14 protein-coding genes and 2 pseudogenes are annotated in these 15,860 nt (G+C 47.6%); 13 read left to right on the forward strand and 3 right to left on the reverse strand.

Annotated features, from left to right (window positions below; genetic code table 11):
* The 13 genes and pseudogenes from Q0372_RS03375 to Q0372_RS03435 all read left to right on the forward strand — a co-directional run.
* On the forward strand, positions 1-2,136 hold a 2,136-nt coding region (locus Q0372_RS03375), incomplete at its 5' end, for an SEC-C metal-binding domain-containing protein (protein WP_298102559.1).
* A gap of 954 nt (positions 2,137-3,090) precedes the next feature.
* Complete coding sequence (locus Q0372_RS03380) at positions 3,091-4,281, forward strand: ABC transporter permease (RefSeq protein WP_298102562.1); 1,191 nt, start codon at positions 3,091-3,093, stop codon at positions 4,279-4,281.
* A gap of 340 nt (positions 4,282-4,621) precedes the next feature.
* Complete coding sequence (locus Q0372_RS03385; RefSeq protein WP_298102566.1) at positions 4,622-4,756, forward strand: hypothetical protein; 135 nt, start codon at positions 4,622-4,624, stop codon at positions 4,754-4,756.
* A 298-nt stretch (positions 4,757-5,054) separates the two neighbouring features.
* Positions 5,055-5,912 (forward strand): bifunctional methylenetetrahydrofolate dehydrogenase/methenyltetrahydrofolate cyclohydrolase FolD, encoded by an 858-nt coding sequence (gene folD / locus Q0372_RS03390; protein WP_298102569.1) that lies wholly within the window; start codon positions 5,055-5,057, stop codon positions 5,910-5,912.
* Positions 5,913-6,758 carry a signal peptidase I gene (gene lepB, locus Q0372_RS03395; protein WP_297882772.1) on the forward strand — a complete coding sequence of 282 codons (846 nt, stop codon included), beginning with the start codon at positions 5,913-5,915 and terminating at the stop codon, positions 6,756-6,758.
* A 9-nt stretch (positions 6,759-6,767) separates the two neighbouring features.
* Positions 6,768-6,932: pseudogene (locus Q0372_RS03400) on the forward strand (RpiB/LacA/LacB family sugar-phosphate isomerase); the annotation flags it as partial.
* A gap of 309 nt (positions 6,933-7,241) precedes the next feature.
* Positions 7,242-7,487: pseudogene (locus Q0372_RS03405) on the forward strand (RpiB/LacA/LacB family sugar-phosphate isomerase); the annotation flags it as partial.
* Between the two features lie 653 nt (positions 7,488-8,140).
* Complete coding sequence (locus tag Q0372_RS03410) at positions 8,141-8,383, forward strand: hypothetical protein (protein WP_298102571.1); 243 nt, start codon at positions 8,141-8,143, stop codon at positions 8,381-8,383.
* Entirely contained in the window at positions 8,380-8,928 is a 549-nt protein-coding gene (locus tag Q0372_RS03415; RefSeq protein ID WP_298102574.1) for an adenine phosphoribosyltransferase, read from the forward strand. The genes Q0372_RS03410 and Q0372_RS03415 overlap by 4 nt, the downstream gene beginning before the upstream one ends.
* 2 nt (positions 8,929-8,930) lie before the next feature.
* Positions 8,931-9,548, forward strand: a complete 618-nt coding sequence (locus tag Q0372_RS03420; RefSeq protein ID WP_177388946.1) for a DedA family protein — start codon at positions 8,931-8,933, stop codon at positions 9,546-9,548.
* On the forward strand, positions 9,523-10,983 hold the full coding sequence (locus tag Q0372_RS03425) for a leucyl aminopeptidase (protein WP_298102576.1): 1,461 nt from the start codon (positions 9,523-9,525) through the stop codon (positions 10,981-10,983). Before Q0372_RS03420 ends, Q0372_RS03425 begins: the two co-directional genes overlap by 26 nt.
* Entirely contained in the window at positions 10,984-12,087 is a 1,104-nt protein-coding gene (gene ychF, locus Q0372_RS03430; protein WP_298102579.1) for a redox-regulated ATPase YchF, read from the forward strand.
* Positions 12,088-12,821: 734 nt separating this feature from the next.
* Positions 12,822-13,568: a hypothetical protein gene (locus Q0372_RS03435; protein WP_298102583.1), complete on the forward strand. Its 747-nt coding sequence runs from the start codon at positions 12,822-12,824 to the stop codon at positions 13,566-13,568.
* Between the two features lie 274 nt (positions 13,569-13,842).
* Here the strand turns inward: Q0372_RS03435 and Q0372_RS03440 are convergent, their stop codons facing one another.
* The 3 genes from Q0372_RS03440 to tmk form a co-directional block, all read right to left on the reverse strand.
* Positions 13,843-14,430, reverse strand: coding sequence for a hypothetical protein (locus Q0372_RS03440; RefSeq protein WP_298102586.1), 588 nt, complete (start codon positions 14,428-14,430; stop codon positions 13,843-13,845).
* Positions 14,431-14,517: 87 nt separating this feature from the next.
* Positions 14,518-14,712, reverse strand: a complete 195-nt coding sequence (locus Q0372_RS03445; protein ID WP_298102589.1) for a hypothetical protein — start codon at positions 14,710-14,712, stop codon at positions 14,518-14,520.
* Between the two features lie 31 nt (positions 14,713-14,743).
* A complete protein-coding gene (gene tmk, locus Q0372_RS03450) occupies positions 14,744-15,370 on the reverse strand; it encodes a dTMP kinase (RefSeq protein WP_298102592.1) in 627 nt (208 codons plus the stop codon).
* Between the last annotated feature and the right edge of the window lie 490 nt (positions 15,371-15,860).

Here is a 15,860-nt window from a genome sequence, read left to right on the forward strand (position 1 = left end):
GAATACGATGACGCCAAGCGCAAGGCTGCGTACGCGTTCGACATCACTTATGGCACAAACAACGAGTTCGGCTTTGACTACCTGCGCGATAATATGAAATTTAGCGCGGATGAAAAGGTGCAGCGCGGGCATCATTTCGTAATCGTCGATGAAGTTGATAGTATTTTAATCGACGAAGCTAGGACGCCACTAATCATCTCAGGTCCTACGAACCGCACTCTAGATGGTTACATCAAGGCAAACGAAGTAGCTCGCCAAATGATCCGCGGCGAGGCGCCAGCCGATCCGAAAGGCAAAGCTACGGGTGATTTTACCGTAGATGAGAAAAACCGCGCCGTTTTGATTACGGAGGCAGGAATTTCGAAAGCCGAGAAGCTTTTTGGCGTAGATAATCTTTATAGTCTCGAAAATGCAGTGCTTAGCCACTACCTTGATCAAGCACTTAAGGCGAATTATCTATTTGAAAAGGACGTGCACTACGTCGTGCGCGACGGGCAGGTCATAATCGTGGATGAATTTACGGGTCGTCTTAGCGAGGGGCGCAGATTCAGCGAAGGCTTGCATCAGGCTCTTGAAGCTAAAGAGGGTGTGCAGATCCAAGAGGAGAGCCAAACTCTTGCCGACATTACCTTTCAAAACTACTTCCGTCTTTACGAAAAACTCGCCGGTATGACGGGTACGGCGCAGACGGAGGCAACAGAATTTTCTCAAATTTACAAACTCGAAGTGGTCTCTATCCCCACAAACGTGCCGGTCATCAGAAAGGATCAAAACGATCTTATCTACAAAACCGAGCGCGAGAAATTTGATGCCGTCATAAATGAGATCAAGCGGCTAAATTCTAAAGGTCAGCCCGTGCTCGTGGGTACGGCGTCGATCGAAAAAAGCGAGAAGCTGCACGAGCTTTTGGTTAAAGAAAACATCGCGCACTCCGTGCTGAATGCCAAAAATCACGAGCGCGAGGCGCAGATCATCGCCGAGGCAGGCGCTAAAGGCGCGGTGACGATCGCTACGAATATGGCGGGACGCGGCGTGGATATCCGCATAGACGATGAAGTGCGCGCTTTGGGCGGGCTATATATTTTAGGCACTGAGCGCCACGAAAGCCGCCGCATCGATAACCAGCTCCGCGGACGAAGCGGGCGCCAGGGCGATCCCGGCGAGAGTAGATTTTTCTTGAGTCTGGAGGACAATCTACTTAGAATTTTTGGTAGCGACAAGATCAAAAATATCATGGATCGCTTGGGTTTAAAAGACGGCGAACATATCGAATCAGGCATGGTTTCGCGCGCAGTAGAGAACGCGCAGAAAAAGGTCGAGAGCTTGCATTTTGAAGCGCGTAAAAATATCCTAGAATACGACGACGTCGCAAACGAGCAGCGCAAAACGATCTATAAATATCGCAACGAGCTTTTGGACCCCGACTACGATCTGAAAGATAAAATCATTCAAAACCGCGAGGAGTACATCTCTAGCGTGCTTGAGGAGCTTGAAATTTTCGACGGCGCAAATATCAAAGAGGTCGATAAATTCCCGATCGTCGCCAAAATCGCTCAAGAAACGGGCGAGGTGCTCGAAAACAGCGAGCTTGAGAAGGTCGATGATTTCAAAGAGCTGAAAGAAAAGATCATCGGCGCGCTTGCCGTTTCGTATGAAAACAAGATGGCGCCGATCGATCCACAGCAGCGCAAAAGTATCGAAAAGATGCTTTATCTGCAGATCGTCGATCGCGACTGGCGGGAGCATCTGTATCAGATGGATATCCTAAAAGCGGGCATCGGACTTCGCGGCTACAACCACAAAGATCCACTTACGGAGTATAAAAAGGAGAGCTACAATCTCTTTATGGAGCTTGTAATGCGCCTCAAATCCGATAGCATCCGCTTACTGCATTCGATCCAGTTTAAATCTAGGGAGGAGATCGAAGCCGAACAGCGCGCGATGCAGGAGCGTATGGAGAGCTCTAACGCCAAAGAACTCGCCGCCGCAAGCACGAATGAAGCACAGCTAAATGGCGCAGAAGAGTTTGGCGACAAAAAGCCTAAGCGCAACGATCCTTGCCCTTGCGGTAGCGGCAAAAAATACAAAGACTGCCACGGCAAGGGCGGTCCGAAAAAAGGCGGCTTTGCAAGGTAGGCGCGGCGATCGGTCGTAAGTATCGCACGATCGGTGATCTCGAGATTGCGAGCATTGCGCGATCGGCGCTTTTCAATCTTGCTTTTGTATTTAGCGGATCGGTCGAGGGCGGAAAGCGTCATAAAATTTTAAAGAGGCTCGATAGCTAGGCGGCGTGGACAGAAATTTTAAAAGAGCTTGTTCGCGAGGCGGCACGAACGGTGCGCAAAGCTGCGCGAGAGGGTGGAATTTTGGTTTTGAAATTTTAAAATTTCAAAGCGTACTCGATGCTTTGTCGCATATTTTTCGCAGCGCCGTTGCGGTGCGCCGTGCGGCAAAAAGTAAGCCAATCGGCGCGTGATACTTAAATTTAGCGTGCGGCTAGGACACCGCGCGGCATTTGAAATTTTAAATTTATGCGACGTGGGCGAGTTAGCAAGCGAAATCAGCCTTTAAATTTTAAGAATTTCAAAATTCTAAAAGATTTGAAATTTCTAAAATTTTAAAATTTTGAGGCGTTTGAAATTTTAAAATTTAGAATTTAGGTTTAAAATTTCGAAGTTTTGGTAAAGGGGTCTGTTTGATTTGCCGTATCCGATATCTCTTGGGGTAAATTTCATTTCGTATAAGTAGATTTCGGCGCGATTTTAAATTTTTCAAAGCTAGCTGGGGTTTGAAACCGGCTAGCAATCAAGCAAAGTGCAAGAAACAATAGAGTAGAATTCTATCCCGCTGGGAGTTAAGGCTCATCTTCTACTATCTTTAAATTTAACTTCAATTTTGTCCCGTTGGGATTTGAAACATTTCAAGAGTGTTTAAAATTATAGTTCACACCTAGGTAAAATTCTATTTAGTTAAAACTTAGTATTCCAAGGCGTGGAGCCTGTTTTTGGAATTTTAAAATTCCAAAATACTTAAAATTTCACATAGAATTTAGCGCTAAATTTTATGTGAAATTTTACAAGGACGGCTTTTTTGGTAAAGTATTTATTATTCAAATATCTCAGATTCGATCGCTCTCAGCCCTTCATTACGCTTTCGGCGCTGCTTGCATTCTTGGGCGTCGGCGTGGGGCTTACGGTGCTGATCGTCGCGATGGCGATAATGAACGGTTTCGATAAGGAATTTGAGCGCAAGCTCTTTACGATGAACTACCCGATCACGATCCATAGCCACTTTCGCGGCGGTATTTCAAAAGACGACGTGGAGGAACTGCGAGCGGACTTCCCCGATCTGATCTTTAGCCCGTATATTAGCTCTCAAGTCATCGCCAAAAGCGGCGAGAAGCTCGAGGGCGGGCTGATTTTCGGCGTAAATTTAAACGATGAAAAGCGCATCAACTCCGTCGTCGCAGCAGGCGCCAAAGACGCCAATCTAACGGACTACGGCATCATGATAGGGCGCGGGATCAAAGACGAGTTTATGTTGGATGAGGGCGGCAAGATCACGATGATCTTTACAAAAAGCGATCCGGGCGGCTTTGCGCTAATCCCCAAGATGAAACGCTTTGACGTGCGCGCGAATTTCAGCTCGGGGCTGATCGCCTACGATAAAGCCTATTCCTACGCGGACGCGAACGATCTAGCCAAAATTTTGGGCTACGACGAGGGGACCTTCGACGGCGTACATGTTTTTTCAAACGATCCGTTTAAAGACCTGGAGCGCATCAAAAAAAGCCTCCCAGGCGGTGCTAGCGCCGTGGGCTGGTGGCAGCAAAACGGCAATTTTTTCAGCGCCCTTGCGCTTGAAAAGCGCGCGCTTTTCATCGTGCTGATGCTAATAATCCTAGTCGCGAGCCTAAATATCGTAAGTTCGCTTCTGATGACCGTTATGAACCGCCGCCAAGAGATCGCGCTTTTACTTAGCCTAGGCGCCAGCAAAAAGGAGGTTAAGAGGACCTTTTTCGCGCTCGGAGCCACGATCGGCGGCGGCGGCATCATATTCGGGCTCATTTTGGGCCTATTCGGCGTGTGGCTGCTCGGAAGCTTCGACATCGTAAATCTGCCGGCCGACGTTTACGGAAGCTCGAAGCTGCCGATGGAGCTCTCGCTAGGCGATTTGGCGATGATTTTAATCGGCGCCGTGCTTATCGTAGCGCTTTCGTCGTGGTATCCTGCCAAAAAAGCCACGCAGATCGACGTGCTGCAAACACTGCGCAACGAGTAAATTTAAACGCGGCGCCTTTAAAATTTAGCTAAATTTTGAAATTTAGAGCGGCGCGGCTGTGTTCGGAGCGGTATTTTAGCGCGCGGGTGGAGACTGCGCGATCTTGCACAGCGCGTATCGCGTAAAATTGCACTAAATACGATTTGTGTCGCCAGAATTTTGATTTTTTCGTGAGATTGTAAGCTACATGGAGCCTAAATTTTGAATAAATTTGGTCGTTCAAATTTATTCAAAATTTTAAATTCTAAAGGGGAGCAAATTTTTAGAGCGCTTTTCTAAATTTTGTAAAATTTCAAAACCACTCAAAGATAAAATCATAAAGATTTTGAAAGGATCTATGGTGCAAAAGATCGTTTTATTTCTGTGTGCGGCGCTGTTTCTATGCAGCTGCTCTAGGAGCAGACCGCAAGATGCCCCAAAGCCAGAGCAAAATAAGGCACCGAGCCACCATTATACAGGCTACTATTATGCATAGCGTATATTGCGCGGTGGGCGCGATGCGTAGCGTTTAAAGGCGAGCAAATAACAAGGTCGTAGTAGTTCTTGTTCAAACAAGGCTTCATTCTGCAATACAAGCTGTGGCCTGAATGTAGCGGCGACAAGGCGTCCATCCGTCTATAATGACGATAAAATTTAGGCTTATTTGAGTAGGCATAAATTCAGGACGAAATTCTTTTTAAAATTCTTTCAAATTCCCATAAAATCCCGCTGAATAAATCTAAATTTTATAAATTTTAGGGTAACATTTGCCTTATTTTTCAAAAAGGCTTTAAATGACTTTAATCGACGGCAAAAGCATAAGCGCGAAGGTAAAAGATGAGATCAAATTGGCCGCTTCGGATCTTGCCGCAAAGGGCGTAGATCCCGCGCTGGCGGTGATTTTGGTGGGCGAGGATGCGGCGAGTAAGACCTATGTCGCAAGCAAGGAAAAAGCCTGCGCCGCCTGTGGGATCCGATCCGTAGCGCACCGCTTGAGCTCCGATGTGAGCGAGGCGGCGCTTTTAGAACTGATAGAAAATTTAAACGAGGATGAGAGCATTGATGGCATCTTGGTGCAGTTGCCGCTTCCAAAGCACATTGATACGAATAAAATTTTAGAAAAAATAAGCCCGCAAAAGGACGTGGACGGATTTAGTGCGATAAACGTAGGCAAACTTACTAGCGGGCTTTCGGACGGTTTTGTGCCTTGCACTCCGCTTGGCGTGATGCGCCTGCTTGAGGAATACGGCGTGCAGCTCGCGGGCAAAAACGCCGTCGTGCTGGGGCGCAGCAATATCGTCGGAAAGCCGATGGCTAGCCTGCTTCTGAATGCCGATGCTACCGTCACGATCGCGCATAGCAAGACGAAAGGCTTAAAGCGGCTTTGCGCAGACGCCGATATTTTGGTCGCGGCGGTCGGCAAGGCGCATTTTGTGGGCGCCGATATGATAAAACAAGGCGCAGTAGTGATCGACGTGGGGATCAATCGCGGCGGCGACGGCAAGCTAAGGGGCGACGTTGATTTTGAAGCAGTCGCGCCAAAATGCTCGTTCATCACGCCCGTGCCCGGAGGCGTGGGGCCGATGACGATTGCGATGCTTTTGAGCAATACGATAAAATCGGCGAAAAATCGCTTAAGGCAAAGAGTCTAAATGAAAATACTAAGCAAAATTTATCACTTTTTATCGAGTTGGACGGGGACGGTCATCGTCGTTTTATTCGTCATTCTTTTTGTGGCGCAAGCCTTCGTAATCCCCAGCGGATCGATGCGCACTACGCTTTTGGAGGGTGATTTTTTATTCGTTAAAAAATTTAGCTACGGCATCCCGACCCCGCATATTCCATTTGTAGAGTGGCAGGTGGCTCCTGATAGCGACGGAGATGGACATATCATCCGCGGCGAGGGTCCAAAGCGCGGCGACATCGTAGTTTTCCGCTATCCGCTTAATGAAAAAATGCACTTTGTAAAGCGAAATTTTGCCGTAGGCGGCGACGAGGTGATATTTGATCTGAATAATTTCTACCTTCGTCCACATGAAGGCGACGAGTTCATTGCCGCAAACTATGATGCTCGCGACATTGTGATTTTGGGCGGCGAAAAATATGTCAAAGAGCCGTATAAATTTAAGGGCATTCACTACGACCCTAATGCTAGAAACTCAATGCTAACAAATGTCAAAATCGCACTTGAGAAGGGTGAATTTTCTATGAAGCCCATTAGTTTAAGTGAAATTCCTCATAGCTTCGAAGCTGCAGGGATAAGCTTCAATGCCTTTTACATCAAAGTGCCGCAGGATGAGTATTTTATGATAGGCGATAATCGAAATAATTCCGCCGATAGCCGCTTCTGGGGTCCGGTACCTTATCGTCTGATCGTCGGCAAGCCATGGTTTACCTATTTTAGTATTGACGCCGATCGCAAGATCCGCTGGGAGAGAATCGGGCGCTTCGTCGATACCTTGCAAAACGACGAGAGCCTAATCTATGAGCAAAAATAAGGAGCGGCAATGCAAATAAATAAAATTTTCATAGCGAGCGATCATGCGGGCTTTCGTGCCAAAGAGCAAGCCAAAAAAGCGCTCGCCGCTTTAGGTTACGAAGCGGTCGATCTTGGCACGCATAGTGCCGAAGCGAGCGTAGACTATCCCGATTTTGCGGGCACGTTGGCGGATAAAATTTTAGCCGAATGTGAAGCTTGCGCGCGAAGTGAAAATTTTAAAGAAAGTAGCAGCAAAAATTCCGCCACGGCCGCGGAAAATTCCGAAGCGGGCGGTAACGAAAATTTTGTCGCAAGTATAAACGGCTGCGGAAATTTTAACGACGCCGTACAATGTAGCGGAAAAAATGAAAATTTTAACGCTGTTAAAAACGCTAGTCGTCAAAATTTTAACGCTAGCGAAAGCATGACTACCTGCGTAAACGCAGCCGTAAGCCAGAATGCGAGTAAAGATAAAATTTTGAATTCCACAAGTTACGGTATTTACGGCGTTTTGATTTGCGGTACAGGCATCGGTATCAGCATCGCCGCAAACCGCCACGCTCACATCCGCTGCGCGCTGTGTCATGACGCAACGAGCGCTAGACTAGCTAGAGAGCACAACGACGCCAACGTCCTAGCCTTCGGCGAGCGATTAATGGGCGCGCTGGTGATCGGAGATATGATTAGGGCGTTTTTTAGCACCGATTTTGCGGGCGGTAGGCACATTAAGCGCGTCGCAAAGCTAGGTGCTTGCGGTAGTGCGAATTGCGCGCATGGATTTGATGGGGAGAATTTCATGCAGAACTCCGCTCAAAATTTTACGGAACAAAGCTATGGCGCTAATTTAAATGGGCGGAATTCCAAATTAAGCTTCGGTGGTAAAAATCCTTCCGACAAAAATCCTATCGACACGGATTCCGCGTCAAATTTTGCACGGAGCTTTAACGATAAAAATTCCTTATTTACCGGCGAGAATTCCTTGATAGGCTTTTGCGGTGCACGTCATATAAATTTAGATTCGACACACGCAAAGATAATCTTTAATGAGAAAAATCCGCTAGATAAAAATTCCACTAGCACAAATTCTACGTTAAATTTTACGCGCGCGAGCGTTTGTGAGAAAAATTTCGCTCAAAAAGCTAGCCGCAAGGATTTTGTCAGTTTGAACCCAGTAATTATAAATTTCAAGGCTACAAATTCTTTCTGCATGAGCGTTAAGCCAAAAAACGTAAATTGCGCTAGTGCGAGTTTAAAAGATGAGAAGTCTGCTATTGTGAGCAGCGTAAATTTAAAGGGAGCAAATCTTTCTAACGCGTATTTTAAAAGCTTAAATTCTGCCTATTTTAGCTCAACCTCCGCTACTATGCGCCGCTTTGCAAATCCAAATGAAGGAGGCGAGCAATGAGCGTAGCATTAGGTGTTTTAGCACTACTTTTTGCGGTGCTACTTATTCTATCGATCCGAAAAAATTCTAAAATTTACGCCCTTCTTCGTAAAAGCGAGCAGAAAATTTCAAAGCTTAAAAGCGATAACGAAAAGCTCAAAACTGCCCTTCGCTTCGGCATTGAGGCTCTGCAAAACGAGGAGAGCGAAAACTGCAGCTTAAAAATCCAAAACGCAAGATTGAAAAGAGGTAAGCTATGAAAAGCCTAAGCAGCGAGCAAAAAAGCTATTTATTTCGCTCGATCCGCACCGTGCGCGACTTCCCAAAGCCCGGTATTTTGTTTTACGATATCACGACGCTCGTAGGCGATCGCGAGGCGTTTAATTTCCTGCTTGATCATCTAACCGAGCGCTACGCCGATTACGGACTTGATTACATAGTAGGCATAGAAAGTCGCGGATTTATTTTTGCAGCGGCGCTTGCCGCGAGGTTGAGGGTTGCTTTTGTGCCAATTAGAAAGCCAAAGAAGCTTCCTTATATTACGATTTCGCAAAAATACAGCCTTGAATACGGCTTCGATCAGGTCGAGATGCATGTGGATGCATTCTCCGGCGTGCAGGATGCCAAGGTGCTGCTAATCGACGATCTTATCGCCACCGGAGGCACCGCACGGGCGGCATTAGATCTCATCGCGCAGACGCAGGCTAAGTGCGTTGAAGCCTGCTTTTTGCTAAATTTACGTGAGTTAAACGATCTAGGCGAGTTTTCGCGACGCACAAATGTTTATTGCGTTTTAGAGGCGTGATTTTGGAAGAGCTACTTAAAAATTTACTGCAAGAATACCACCAATACGCCTATATCGTGCTTTTTGTTTGGTGTATTTTAGAAGGCGAAATCGCGCTGATTTTGGGCGGCATAATGGCGCACGAGGGGCACATAAATTTGCCGCTAGGTATCTTTGTCGCGGGCCTTGGGGCATTTTGCGGCGATCAGTTTTATTTTTATATCGGTCGCTACAACAAAAAATATATCAGTAAAAAGCTCGCGGCGCAGCGCCGAAAATTTGCGATCGCGCACCTGCTTTTGCAACGCTACGGCTGGCCGATAATTTTAATGCAGCGCTATATGTATGGCTTCCGCGTCATCATCCCGATGAGTATCGGCATCACTCGCTACAGCGCAAAGAAATTTGCGATTATCAATCTTTTTAGCGCTTGGTGCTGGTCGGGTGCGACGATGGTTTTAGCGTGGTATTTCGGCGAGGAGATCTGGAGCGGGCTACGGCTAATCGAGCAACACTGGTATTTTGCTATACCTATCATAGGCGGAATTTTATATCTATTTTTTAGGTTATTTAAACGTATGGAAAATCACTTTATGAACTCACGAAAGGAACGAGATGAAAGTAAAACTGCTAGATCGTAAAATTAACGAGATAGAGGCGGATTTTGAAGTTATTTTGGTCGTGGATAAAAATTTAAATCACGAATTTATTAAAGACGCGGATAAGTTTGCACTTTTTAACTATAAAGGCGAGGGCAATCTATTTCTTGCCGAGAGCGGACGGCTGTACGTTGGCGTCAAGGCGCTAGAATATGACCGCGTCCGCACAGCACTTGCGAGCGCATACAACACGCTTAAGGGCTACGCGATCAAAAATTTCAAAATCGCCTTTTATAAATGCGGATGCGACCGCAGAAGCACGATGGCGATGGTCGAGGGCGTGCTTTTGGGCGGTTATGAGTTTAACAAATACAAAAGCGATAAAAAAAACTCCAGCTTGAATGAAATTTTAATCTCGACGCAGGAGTACGGCGGCAGTAGCCCCGACGTGCAAAAGATGAACTACGGCGTGCAGCAGGGCACCGTGATGGCAAACGCCGCAAATTTTGCGCGCGACGGCGTCAATGAGATCCCTGAAATTTACACGCCAGAAAAGATGGCGAGCGAGGCTGAAATTTTAACCTCGAACTACGACGACGTGAGCGTTAAAATTTACGACGAGGACTTTTTGCGTGAGCAGAATATGAATGCGTTTTTGGCGGTCAATCGCTCCAGTGCTCATCCGCCGCGCCTAATTCATCTGATCTATAAACCGCAGCGCTGCCTAAAGCGCGTCGTTTTCGTGGGCAAAGGGCTTACTTACGACAGCGGCGGGCTAAGTCTGAAGCCGAGCGATTATATGCTTACGATGAAAAGCGACAAAAGCGGCGCGCTTGCTGCGATGGGTATCATCAAGGGCGCTGCCGAGCTTGAGCTGCCGTTTGAGATACATGCGGTCATCGGCGCTACCGAGAATATGATCGGCGGCGATTCGTATAAACCCGACGACGTGCTGCTTAGCCGCAGCGGCGTAAGTATCGAGGTACGAAATACCGATGCGGAGGGGCGGCTCGTGCTTGCCGACTGCCTAAGCTACGCGCAGGATCTTGAGCCTGATCTGCTAATCGATATGGCGACGCTTACCGGTGCTTGCGTCGTGGGGCTCGGCGAATACACTAGCGGCATCATGGGAAACAGCGAGGAGCTAAAGCGTAAATTTAAAGATCTTAGCGGATCAAGCGGCGAGCTATTTAGTATTTTGGAATTTAACGATTATCTGCGCGAGCTAATTAAAAGCAGTATTGCAGACGTCTCCAACTGCGCTTCCAGCAGATACGGCGGCGCGATAACCGCGGGGCTGTTTTTGGATAAATTTATAAAAGAGGAGTATAAAGACAGGTGGTTGCACCTTGATATCGCGGGGCCTGCGTATCTGGAAAAGGCATGGGGCTATTACGCGGCAGGCGCGACGGGCGCGGGCGTGAGAGCAAACTTATATTTCTTGCAGGCTCTAGCCAAAGAGCTAAAGGACGCGTAGATGGGGCTTTCAGTAGGGATCGTAGGGCTTCCGAACGTCGGTAAATCTACTACCTTTAACGCACTTAGCGGCGCGCAAAACGCACAGGCACAGAACTATCCGTTCTGCACGATCGAGCCCAATAAAGCGGTCGTGCCCGTACCCGATGCCAGATTGGGGAAGCTGGCGGAGATCGTTAAGCCCGGTCGCATCGTGCATTCGACTATCGAGTTTGTAGATATCGCGGGTCTAGTGCGCGGCGCAAGCAAAGGCGAGGGGCTGGGGAATAAATTTCTTTCAAATATCCGCGAGTGCGAGATCATCCTTCATATCGTGCGCTGCTTCGAAAGCGGCGACATAACCCACGTCGAAGGCTGCGTCGATCCCATCCGCGATATCGAGATCATCGAAACTGAGCTGATTTTAGCGGATATCGAGCAGCTTGGACGCAAGATCGAGCGCCTCGGCAAGGAAGCCAAAGCAAATCAAAAGGGCGCTAAAGAGGCGCTAGCCGTGGCAAACGAGCTTTTAGCGCATCTAAACGACGGCAAGCCCGCTTCAAATTTTACGCTCAAAGAGGATGAAAGCTACATCGCTTTAAATCGCGAGCTGCGCCTGCTTAGCGCCAAAGATGTAATCTACGGCGCAAACGTGGATGAAGACGGCATCGTGCAGGATAACGAATATGTAGCGCGCGTAAAAGAATACGCAGATGCCCGCGGCGCCGAGGTGGTCAAGCTCTGCGCCAAGATCGAAGAGGAGCTCATAGGGCTAAGCGACGAGGAGACGCACGAGATGCTGCAAAGCCTGGGCGCGCAACAAAGCGGGCTGGAGCTCATCATTAAACGCTCTTTTGCGAAGCTCAGCCTCATCAGCTACTTTACCGCAGGCGAGATGGAGGTGCGCGCGTGGACGATCACGAAAGGCTGGAAGGCTCCGAAGGCCGCGAGCGTGATCCACAATGACTTTGAGCGCGGATTTATCAGAGCCGAGGTGATCGGCTACGAGGACTACATTGCGTGCGGCGGCGAGAGTAGGGCGAAAGAAGCGGGCAAGATGCGCCTTGAGGGCAAGGACTACGTCGTGCAAGACGGCGACGTGATGCACTTTAGATTTAATGTTTAAAATTTGTTTTTAGGCGTATTGAAATTTGGTTTGCGCTAGCTTTAAAATTTGATAAATTTTAGCTCAAATGCGGATTTAATAAATTTTGATTTTTGCGAGCAGCGGCTTTTAGCTGAAATTTTTGTATCGCTAGAACAAAACGAGACTTGTGCACTAAATCCTCGTTAAATTTCGCAATAAATTTAAGAGGGTTTTGCTTGCACTAAAATTTTACGCAAGCAAAGCTACACCGCGCAGGATTTATGCTTAAATTCACCCGGCAAAACATGTCTAAGAAATACTTCCAAAATCGCGCCAAAATTTATGCGCGGCAAAAACTGCACATAAATTTAAAGAGGTAAAATTTTACTAAAAATCGCAATAGCTAGTATCTGCGCGCGATAGTATTTGAATTCTATATTTAAATTTACGGCTTATAAATTTGACATTCGGCGATTTTTAAATTTTATGATCTTAAATTTAAATATGTTTGTTTAGTGTGCGGTGTGAACCGCGCTCGTAAAGCTAACCGTATTAAATTTGCCGCCGATAAGCGCGGCGGAATTTAGCGAAAAATTTTAAAACCAAGCTCGCGATCAGTCTATCTTGCTGCATGAAATTTAAAAGCTAGAATTTTGCCGCGCAGAATTCCGTTGCGCCATGGAGCTTTTCAGAAAAAATGAGCAGGTTTTTTAGCACCGAGCAAACAGGGCACTGAACAAGCGGCGCTAAATTTAACTTAATTTTGGAGGATTATGCGAAATAAGCAGCCCTGTATCGAAGGCAGGATAGAAAACTTGCACGTCCGCGTCCTTAGGCAGGAGATCGAGACGCTCGTGCTTTTTGAGATCGACGGCGTTCGCTTTCGTATGCGTTGCAGGTCGTTCTCGTTTAAGCAGGGCGATTTAGTGCGCGTAAAATACTGCAACCAAGGATATCTAGGCAGCCTCGTCGCCTTGGAAGTCGAGCGCCGCAGAACGCCTTTGAAATATGCCCGCGATTTTGCGTTGAGCTCGCTGGATGCCGCAAAACGCACGCTATCTTTAGCTTGGGACATTTTGATTATGTTCGGTCTGATCTTTTTCGTCACGACGGTATTTTACGCGATCTATTTTACGTCCGCAAAAGACGCATTCCCAAACCTGAGCGATTTTTTCTACACTTGCGCGTCGCTTGCGTTTGTTGCGATGATAATTCTGGCATACGTTTATGCGATCGTCCGCGCTATTGAAAGGCGCGCACCTCGTTTGACACAACTGGTGTTTAACCTTGCCGAGAGACTACTTAGCTTAGCGCGACTATTTTGGGCGGTATTGATTGCTTGTGTTGCTGCGATTGCGGTGCTGCTTTGGATTTATATGACATTTATTAAGGATAAAACGGCAAGCCTGAGCGATTTTTTCTATTCTTGCGTAGTGTTCGCACTTGTGTGCGTGATATGCCTAGTTTGTTCTACTTGCATGCAAAAACTCTCATCGTGGCGCAAGCGTCGCAAAAAGTAGTGCCCCTCCACCGCATAAATACGCCGCGCGGAATTTTATAATTACGTCTCTTTAAATTTTGCCGGGTAGAATTTCACGCTACGTTGTAAATTTTATGCGCCGCGAAATTGCAAAATTCCATTTTATAAAAATACGGCGAGCGGCAAAATCCCACCACATAAATAAACCATATCACTACGTTGCGGGCATTGATAATTTACTCGTTTATTTCGCCAAATTAACCCATGCCGCCGTAAATTTTATATTTTAAAATTTCACACCGAATCTTTCGCGGCTAAAAAATACCTCGCAGAGCCGCCGTGCCCTCTACATGCCTGTACGGCAAGAAAAAATGCACAAACTTCGTGCAAGTGCCGTCAGGCACGCATATTTCGGCGCTAAGTCTGTGTTTGACATGCGTAGAATCGAGATCAGGTATCTCTAATCCGCCGCTTTTGTAACCGTTATAGCCCATCTCTATCGGCACCTCTAGCTCATCCTTTTCAAACACGACACGCCCGCTTTGCACCTGCTCGAGTTTGATGTTTTTCAGCACGATCCTGGGCGCGCTCACGTGGTCAAAATTTATACTTAGTTCATACGGGGCGCCGGTGGAATTATCGTCCGAGAAGTCGGGCTTCGGCTCGCGATCATCGCGCCATAATCGTCCGCCGATAGTGGTAGCTCTTAAGCGGGCGCTGATGCTAAAATCCTTCAGATCCAGCGAAGCGCTGCTAAAATCACGGATGAGCGTCCAGGCTACGACGGTGCGGCCGAAAAATTTATCAGCGATCATATATGTGCCGAAAAGCGAGCTTATGACCACCCAAAACAGAAATATAAATTTAAAAATCTTACGCAAAACGAACTTTAATATCTTCATCGCTATCCTTTCAATCTAAAGCTTAAGCGGAATTCCGCCTGCGAATCCGCGAATTAAAATTCCGCGCGGGATTTCGCTTATGAAATTTCACGCCTTTTCAGTCTGCGGCGGAATTTTAAGACAGAATTCCGTGGCGAAATTTTGCTGCGAAATTATAAAACAAATTCCGCCCATGAAATTTTCCCTAGAACTGCGCCTGCAAAACTCCATAACGAAATTTAAAGCTAAAATTTTACGATGAAATTCCATAGCTAAAATTTTACGGCAAGCCTCAGAAATCAACTACCGCGGCAAAATTCCACGTCTTAAAATTTTAAGAAAGTATGAAATTTTTTATCTGATCGCAGATCGCTTCTTCGGACTGTGCGGCGTCGATTTGCAGGGTCTCAACGCCGCACGCCCTGCATGCCTGCGCCATAAGATCTTGCACGCGCATTAGGTATCTCAGCCCGCGAGCCTCGATTATATCGCTGTTAGCGCGCGTTTTGAGCCGATGCCTGATGAGCTGTTCGTCCGCCGAAAACAGCACGATTTTATCTGCAAATTTGCCCCCGAGCGCAAATTTATTAAGCGCGATAAGCTCGCTAAGATCCGCGTTTTCGTCGTTTGCCAGCGCATAGGCAAGCCCCGAGATGAAGCCACGATCGCTTAGCACGAGCCTGTCCGCGCTGCCCTTTATCACGCGTTCGTAGTGCTCGGCGCGGTCTGCGAGAAACAAAAGCAGCTCGGCGCGCTTTGAAATTTCGCCGCAGACCTCGCGCAGATTTACGCTGCCACGCGGCCACTTAAAATCCTCGCCCAAAACGAGGCTTCGCACCGCCTCGCCGAGCTTCGTGCCGCCAGGCTCCTTGGTCACGATCGCTTGCGGGAAAGTCGCCGCGAGTCGCGCTATCTGCGTGCTTTTGCCCACGCCGTCGATACCTTCGAATATTACATACATTTTTCGCCTTTAAATTTGTGCGCTATTTTACAAGCTTATAGCTAAATAGCGGCTTTTTTAAAGAGCCGCGCGTAAAATTTCGCCTCCAAATCGGCTTTTGCGCGAGCTTGTACGAGCCGATTTTGATCTTTCGGCGTAAAATTTTATCGAGCGCTTTGTTGCCCAGCTTTTGCTATTTGCGGTGCGGCTCGCGGTTAAATTTAGCGCTCGGACGGATGCGTCGCATAAACAGCGAGCGAGTAAATTCGCGCTTAAGGGGCGCGTACCGAGCGGAGCGGAGTAGGGCGCCAGTCGATAAAGACGGCGCGCCGTGCGGATATGATGACGCGTCAGGCGAAGTAGGGAGCCATTATACATAGCAGGATATGTGCTTTACGAATCGGATGGCGTCAGACGGAAATGGCGGCACTTCGGGCGGAGTAGGGCGGCGTTATGCAGAGTGGGGCGCATTGGGGCGGGCGAGTGCTGCGTGCAGTGACAAAATCGCGAC

The organism is uncultured Campylobacter sp. (assembly GCF_937997405.1).
Taxonomy (GTDB): domain Bacteria; phylum Campylobacterota; class Campylobacteria; order Campylobacterales; family Campylobacteraceae; genus Campylobacter_B.